The 6,954-nt window shown below is 41.6% G+C and carries 8 protein-coding genes; 7 read left to right on the top strand and 1 reads right to left on the bottom strand.

Annotation, left to right across the window (positions count from 1 at the left end):
* The first annotated feature begins 54 nt into the window (after positions 1–54).
* From CBE70_RS01695 to CBE70_RS01680, 4 genes are read left to right on the top strand one after another with little or no spacing between them, the layout of a single operon-like run.
* Complete coding sequence (locus CBE70_RS01695; RefSeq protein WP_100157953.1) at positions 55–1,059, top strand: DNA-methyltransferase; 1,005 nt, start codon at positions 55–57, stop codon at positions 1,057–1,059.
* Between the two features lie 54 nt (positions 1,060–1,113).
* Positions 1,114–1,428, top strand: a complete 315-nt coding sequence (locus CBE70_RS01690) for a phage holin family protein (RefSeq protein WP_306666608.1) — start codon at positions 1,114–1,116, stop codon at positions 1,426–1,428.
* 31 nt (positions 1,429–1,459) lie between these two features.
* A complete protein-coding gene (locus tag CBE70_RS01685) occupies positions 1,460–1,813 on the top strand; it encodes a M15 family metallopeptidase (protein WP_100157956.1) in 354 nt (117 codons plus the stop codon).
* A gap of 5 nt (positions 1,814–1,818) precedes the next feature.
* Entirely contained in the window at positions 1,819–2,265 is a 447-nt protein-coding gene (locus CBE70_RS01680; RefSeq protein WP_100157952.1) for a lysis protein, read from the top strand.
* An 18-nt stretch (positions 2,266–2,283) separates the two neighbouring features.
* On the opposite strand, the gene CBE70_RS01675 is transcribed toward CBE70_RS01680, so the two are convergent.
* Positions 2,284–2,622 carry a hypothetical protein gene (locus CBE70_RS01675; RefSeq protein WP_100157951.1) on the bottom strand — a complete coding sequence of 113 codons (339 nt, stop codon included), beginning with the start codon at positions 2,620–2,622 and terminating at the stop codon, positions 2,284–2,286.
* Between the two features lie 199 nt (positions 2,623–2,821).
* Here CBE70_RS01675 and CBE70_RS01670 point away from each other — a divergent pair, with 199 nt between their 5' ends.
* The 3 genes from CBE70_RS01670 to CBE70_RS01660 all read left to right on the top strand — a co-directional run bounded on the left by CBE70_RS01670 (position 2,822) and on the right by CBE70_RS01660 (position 6,941).
* The gene (locus CBE70_RS01670; RefSeq protein WP_100157950.1) at positions 2,822–3,841 is read left to right on the top strand and encodes a terminase small subunit; all 1,020 of its coding nucleotides are present in this window, start codon (positions 2,822–2,824) and stop codon (positions 3,839–3,841) included.
* A gap of 198 nt (positions 3,842–4,039) precedes the next feature.
* Positions 4,040–5,440 carry a phage terminase large subunit gene (gene terL / locus CBE70_RS01665; RefSeq protein WP_100157949.1) on the top strand — a complete coding sequence of 467 codons (1,401 nt, stop codon included), beginning with the start codon at positions 4,040–4,042 and terminating at the stop codon, positions 5,438–5,440.
* 1 nt (position 5,441) lies between these two features.
* The gene (locus tag CBE70_RS01660) at positions 5,442–6,941 is read left to right on the top strand and encodes a phage portal protein (RefSeq protein WP_100157948.1); all 1,500 of its coding nucleotides are present in this window, start codon (positions 5,442–5,444) and stop codon (positions 6,939–6,941) included.
* Positions 6,942–6,954 lie beyond the last annotated feature (13 nt).

The raw sequence follows: 6,954 nt of genomic DNA, 5'->3' as shown, positions 1-6,954 counted from the left end.
AAAGGACTGAGTCCAGTTCAATACCGAACTCAGTCTTTACCTAACTAATTTAAACTGTCCAATAAACTGGGGTCAGTTCACGATAATTGTATTGATTTAATCGCAACTGACCCGCCTTACTTTCAGGTGAAGTCTTGTAGTTGGGATAATCAGTGGGAAAACGTAACATCATATTTATCTTGGCTTGATGAAATGCTTGCGGAATTTTGGCGGGTATTAAAGCCTAACGGTAGTCTTTATATCTTTTGCGGTTCGAAACTAGCGTCAGATACAGAATTACTCGTCCGTGAAAGATTTAATATTCTAAGTCACATTATATGGGCTAAACCATCAGGGCCTTGGCGCAGGGCATGTAAAGCTGATTTACGCAGTTTCTTTCCAAGCACTGAAAGAATTTTATTTGCTGAACATTATCAAAGCCCATACAAAGGTAAAAGTAGTACCTATCTTCAGCAATGCAAAGCGCTTAAAGAAAACATATTTAAACCTTTAATTGAGTATTTTAAATCTGCACGTGAATCATTAGGAATAACAGCAAAAGAAATAAAGCAGGTAACAGGTAAGCAGATGGCTTCACATTGGTTTAGTTATAGCCAATGGCAACTACCTAGTGAGTCTGATTACAAAAAACTGCAGGAGCTGTTTCAGCGTGTAGCAAATGAAAAATTCAGTAGTAATCCTTTAAATCGTGATCATGCTGATTTGATAGAGGTTCAGGTTTCTCTTAGTCGAGAGTACCAAGAGCTTGCTGAACAATATCAATTATTACGTCGTCCTTTTTCTGTCACCGTTGATGTTCCTTACACCGATGTGTGGACGTATCCGCCTGTGCAATATTACGCAGGTAAACATCCTTGTGAAAAACCAGCAGAAATGATGGAACACATTATTCGCTCAAGCAGTCGCGAAGGTGATCTGGTTGCTGATTTCTTTATGGGGTCAGGTGCAACACTAAAGTCCGCATTAAAGTTAAATCGTCGAGTTCTTGGGGTTGAACTTGAGAAAGAGCGATTTGAACAAACCACACTGGAAATAGAACGGTTTAGATTACGAAAGTAATTATGACTAAGTCCGACTTTTATTAACTAATAAGCCCCAAGCTAAGGGGGAGGTATGAAGAAAATGCCATATAAAGACCCCAATAATTATAACTGGCTTGTGGGCATCCTTATCAGCGTTATGACTTTATTAGGCACTGCAGCTAGTTGTGCATATAAAGCGCTGAATGGGGAGCATATAAGTTGGGGAGTATTTTTCCTTCAAGTTATCGTCTCTATTTTTGCTGGTGCAATGGTGTATCTAGCGTCTAGCTATTATGAGTGGGTTCCAGAACTCGCTGGTGGTATTGCTGGTTTAGCCGGTTGGTCTGGAGCTGAGTTAATTAAAACACTAGAAAAACGGTTTTTAAGGAAGGTTAGCGGTGAGTAAATTTGTATTTAGTACACGTAGTGAAAAGAATATGCAGGGTGTTCATCCTGATTTAGTCAAAGTAACTCGACGAGCACTTGAATTAACAGATGTCGATTTTATAGTTATTGAAGGAAAGCGTAATGAAGCTCGTCAACGTCAGTTGGTTATTAATGGTAAAAGTCGAACGATGAATAGTCGGCATCTTACTGGTCATGCCGTGGATTGTGCCCCTATTGTGAATGGCTCAATACCTTGGCAAGAATGGTCATACTTTAAAAAAGTGGCTGAAGCGATGATCCAAGCAGGTAAAGAGTTTGGCATTGATGTTGAGTGGGGCGGTAATTGGGAGTCATTTAAAGATGGTCCTCATTTTCAATTAACGTGGAAATCATATCCGGCGTAACGTCTATGAATATCACCAAATTACTCGCTGGTGGTTGTGTAGTATTGGCGTTCTGGCTCTGGTGGGTAATAGATGACTATGGAACGTTAAAAGCTAATCACAAATTACTTACTAATTCGTTCAATGAGCAAGTCAGTATTAATCAAGCTTACCAAGCACGCATAAAATCCCTTCATGATCTCGATGTAAAACATACGCAGGAACTCGATAATGCTAAAACTGAAATTAGCCAGTTACGTGATCTTAGCGAGCGTCATCCTGAGCGGGTGTACATCAAAGCCAACTGTTCAAAATCCGAAGGCGTTACCACCTCCGGCGTGGATGATGCAATCACCGCCCGACCTACTGACACCGCTATCAGAAATTATTGGTTACTTAGAGAACGAATCGCAGAGTCAGAACAAATAATTAAAGGATTGCAGGAGTATATAGAAAGGAGTTGTTTATATTAGATGTTTAGCTAAAAAAGCTTATGAAATAGTTGCATGGATGGTTGGATAGTTATTTAAAAATATTTTATACAGCTCGTTTGTAATCTCATTGGATTTAGCGGCGTCTTGTAAGTCATCAATAGGAATAACATTGCTTGTCATTGCTATATTGCTAATGGTAGTGGAAAGTGCAACCTTTATGCCATTAGTAGATGCCAAACACCAAGTGTGACTGCCAGAAATTCCTAGTGGCTGAATGACCCATCCATTTAGATTACCTGAATTGCCCAAATTACGTAGTACATCAATAATGTTCAGGCTAGAGTCACAATAAACGTGTGCATTCTGTAAGTCATCGATCCAACCGTTTCCGTTCATATAAATTCCTAAATTTACTAAGTTATGAAATGTAAAAACAACTACAGCCAAAAGTGATTTGACCTCGTACCAGTACATTGAGGTTAATTTCAGAAATACAAGATGCGAACCATAAAAATATATACGAGCTCTGATGGGGCTTTTTAAGCATGCATATAAATTTTAGGGTATCACAGTGTTATAAAAGGAGATAAACACAATGGCAAAACCGGATTGGGGGATGCTACAACAACAGTTCCTCGCCGAACATGCTATAACAGGAATATCCCCTAAAGAGTGGTGCGAACTAAAGGAACTAAACTACGCAACAGCCCGACGATATATCAAAATATCCCGTGCGCAGAATGCGCAAAAAACTGCGCACAAGAAATTGCGCATTGCGCAGAAAAAAGAATGCGCAAAAGAGCCAATGCGCAATAGTGATATACCAACTGCGCAGAGTAATGAATCAAGTAATGCGCATGATGATCAAAACACCTTTAGTCTGCGCAATTACGGGCTTACTGAGTTACAGGCTAAATTCGTTAATGAATACCTTATTGACCTAAATAGGACTGCTGCATATAAGCGTGCTGGTGGTAAATGTGAAGGAAATACGGCATACGCAAGCGCAAGTCGGATGTATAGAAATGTTAAGGTTAATCGGGCAATCACCGACGCATTAGCAGAACGGGAACGCAGAACAGAGATAACCCAAGATGCCGTATTAAAAATGTGGTGGGATATCGCAACTGCAGACGTTAACGAGCTGACCGAATACCGTCGATTATGTTGTCGTCATTGCTGGGGCTTTGGTTTCAATTATCAGTGGCGTGATTCAATAGAGTTTGAAGATGCTACTAAAAAAGCGCTTACAGCCAATAAACCTCCGCCACAAGATGTGGGTGGCTACGGTTATGATGAAACATTAGATCCAAATCCTGATTGTCCGCGCTGTAACGGTGCCGGTGTTGGTCGTGCGCATTTCCATGATACGCGTGATTTAACAGGGCCAGCTCGTCGAGTATTTGCGGGAGTGAAAGAAGGGAAGTTTGGTGTTGAGGTTATTACACGTAATCAAGATGAAGCACTTAAGATGGTTGCACAGCATTTAGGTATGCTGAAGAACAAGACGGAATTAACCGGTGCCGATGGTGGGCCTATTCAGACAACAGGAATAGATTTAAGTCACCTAAGTTTCGAGCAACTACTTCAATTGAGAAAAAAGGGTGAAAAGTAGTTCTATTTAACATAATGATGCTAATGCGCCCCTTCACTTTTGAACTCAACTAAAAACACAACCTAAACCGCTAAAAGTAACAATCTTCTTTCTGTTTAAATTCCTTTTTATTGTTAATCAATTGTTATCAAAAACATGAAAATCATTTCATGCCGTAATTGGCACGAAAGGGTTGTTTTTTTCACTTTAGGTATCTCTATGGATGTCAATTTCGACTTGTTTGATGAAGAGGTCAGGAGAGAGATAGCTAGGCGTAGTTTGCATGAATTTATTCAGTATATAAACCCTGAGTACATTACAAGCCACTTTTCAGAAACGGTATGTGATGCGCTCGACCAGTTCTTGATTGACATGATGAAGGGTAAGCGCCCTAAGTTAATCTTAGGAGCACCGCCACAACATGGTAAGTCTGATATTGTTTCACGTTACCTCCCTGCCTATTTCTTTGGTAAATACCCTAACATGCGTGTTGGTGCGCTGTCGTATTCCTCAGATTTAGCGGGTGATATGAATACCGATGTTCAGCGCATTATGATGTCCGATGAATATCGTGTGCTATTTCCTAAAACTTGGTTAGGCAACAGGCCTGAGAACGGCATTGCAGTTAAACGTAATTCTGATGAGTTTGGTCTTGCCAACCACAAAGGAGGCTATGTTTGTGCGGGGGTAGGTGGCCCATTAACGGGTAAGAAAGTTGACCTCGGTATTATTGATGACCCGATAAAGAACTCAAAAGAAGCGCTTAGCCAGACTGTTAAAAAATCAATTTGGAACTGGTACGTTTCGACCTTTAAGACCCGTTTATCAAAAAATAGCGGTGAAATTATCATGGCCACTCGGTGGGCAACTGATGATTTGTCTGGCCAATTAAAAGAAAAAGCGCCTGAAACCAAGGTGCTTGCATTCCCTGCAATCAATGAGCGAGGGGAAGCACTGGTACCAGAGTTACACCCAATTGACAAACTCCTTGAGACAAAAGCAATCATTGGTGATTACTTCTGGTCTGCAATGTACCAACAATCACCTAAGCCAGGTGATGGTCAAATTTTCCACGAAGAATTTGCTCAGTATTACTTACCGAAAGACCTGCCTGAAAAATTCGATAAGGTTATCCATAGTTGGGATATGACCTTTAAAGACAGTGACGGTACTGACTATGTGGTAGGGCAAGTATGGGGCAAGAAAGACGCAAATGCTTATTTACTGTATCAAATTCGAAAACGCATGAGCTTTACTGAAACCTTAAAGTCAGTGAAATGGTTGGCTGAAAAATTCCCTGAAGGGCGACGTAAGCTGGTGGAAGACAAAGCTAATGGCCCTGCTGTAATCGACTCTCTCAAATCAACCGTCTCAGGGTTAATTCCCGTCGAGCCAGATGGTAGCAAGGTTGCTCGTGCTCATGCGTGTACTGCTGAGTGGGAGGCTGGGAATGTGTGGCTCCCCCACAAAGACATTGCGCCGTGGATTGTAGAAACCGTAGAAGAGATCACTACATTCCCGTTCTCTAGCAATGACGACACAGTGGATGCGATGACGCAAGCATTACGTGATTTATATCAGAAGAAAAAAGGCGGTTTCTTCTCTCGTAAGAGGACTTAGTATGTGGCCATTTAGTAAGAAAAAAATTGAAATAAAAAAAGTAACCAAACGGTCTGCGTTCTCAACGCATTTATATTCTTCACTGGTTCCTAATAATGACTTTAAAGGATTGGACTTACCCCAGCCTATAATTAATGGCGTCGCAATGGATAGCATTGATAGCTATGTCCCTTCATTTAAAGGCGAGCAAGTTTACGGCGTACCTGAGGCTCAAGCTTCTTGGTATGCCTCACAAATGTTTATCGGCAACAATATGTGTGCGGTTATCGCTAAACATTGGCTTGTTGATAAAGCTTGTAATATGCCCGCGCGTGATGCGATACGTCAGGGTTACGATATTGATTGTGATAATGACGATGATAGAGCTATCAGTAAAAAACTCCGTAAACGCGATAAAAAATACCGTATTACACACCAACTGAAAGAGTTGGTTCATTTTGGGAGAGTATACGGCGGTCGTTTAGCATTATTTGTTGTTGAGACATCTAACCCGAAAGAGTGGTACGAAAACCCGTTTAATATCGATGGCGTGACAAAAGGCATGTACAAAGGGATCAAACAGATTGATCCACAATGGGTAACGGCTGATTTAACAGACGCCAATGTTCAAGATCCTGCAAGCATGGATTTCTACGAGCCAACCTATTATGTGATTGGTGGACGCAAGTACCATAAATCGCATTTTATTAAATTTGTACCGTTCCCCGTACCTAACGTGCTTAAGCCCCTCTACAACTACTTTGGTGTATCTGTACCAGAACGCATTTATGAGCGTGTCTATGCATCAGAGCGTACCGCTAATGAAGCGCCACAACTGGCAATGACTAAGCGCTTACTGACTATTGGTATGGCAGATGTTGAGGGAATGGATGAATTGACTATTCGTCAAAATATCCTTGAGTTCATTGAGATGAGAGATAATTACGGTGTTCAGACAGTAGGTAAAGAAGATGTAGTTCAACAGTTCGATACGTCATTAGCGGATTTAGACGCCACCATTATGACGCAATATCAGCTGGTGGCATCAGCTTCCAATGTACCCGCGACAAAGCTATTAGGCACAACACCGAAAGGCTTTAACTCAACGGGGGAATACGAAGAAGCTAATTACCGCGAAGAGCTTGAAAGTATTCAATCAAACGACCTTGAAGAGCTATTACAGCGCCATTACGACATGTTAATGCGTAGTGAAGGTTTGCCTGTGACTGAAATCTCTATCACATGGGCACCGCTTGATAGCCCGACTGCTGTTGAGAGTGCGGATATTGAGCTTAAACAAGCACAAGCCGATTCAGCTTATGCAACAACGGGGGCGATTGATGGGTTAGATATCCGCAAGAAACTGGCCAGTGATAAAGCGTCTAGCTATTACGGCATTGAAGTGAACGAGGCAGATTATGTCGAGGCGAATACGAGTACGAACGAAGCGAGCGCAATGGGCAATTTCGCGTCAAGCGGTCATGAAGGGGAAACCTCTGCAGTATTCAGTCGCCCCAGCTAGTCGTTATCAAGGT

Origin of the sequence: Proteus columbae, from assembly GCF_002777965.1 — a bacterium.
In the GTDB taxonomy this organism is placed as follows: Bacteria; Pseudomonadota; Gammaproteobacteria; order Enterobacterales; family Enterobacteriaceae; genus Proteus; species Proteus columbae.
Note: the sequence above shows the minus strand (reverse complement) of the source record. Positions and strands in the feature narration are given on the sequence as shown.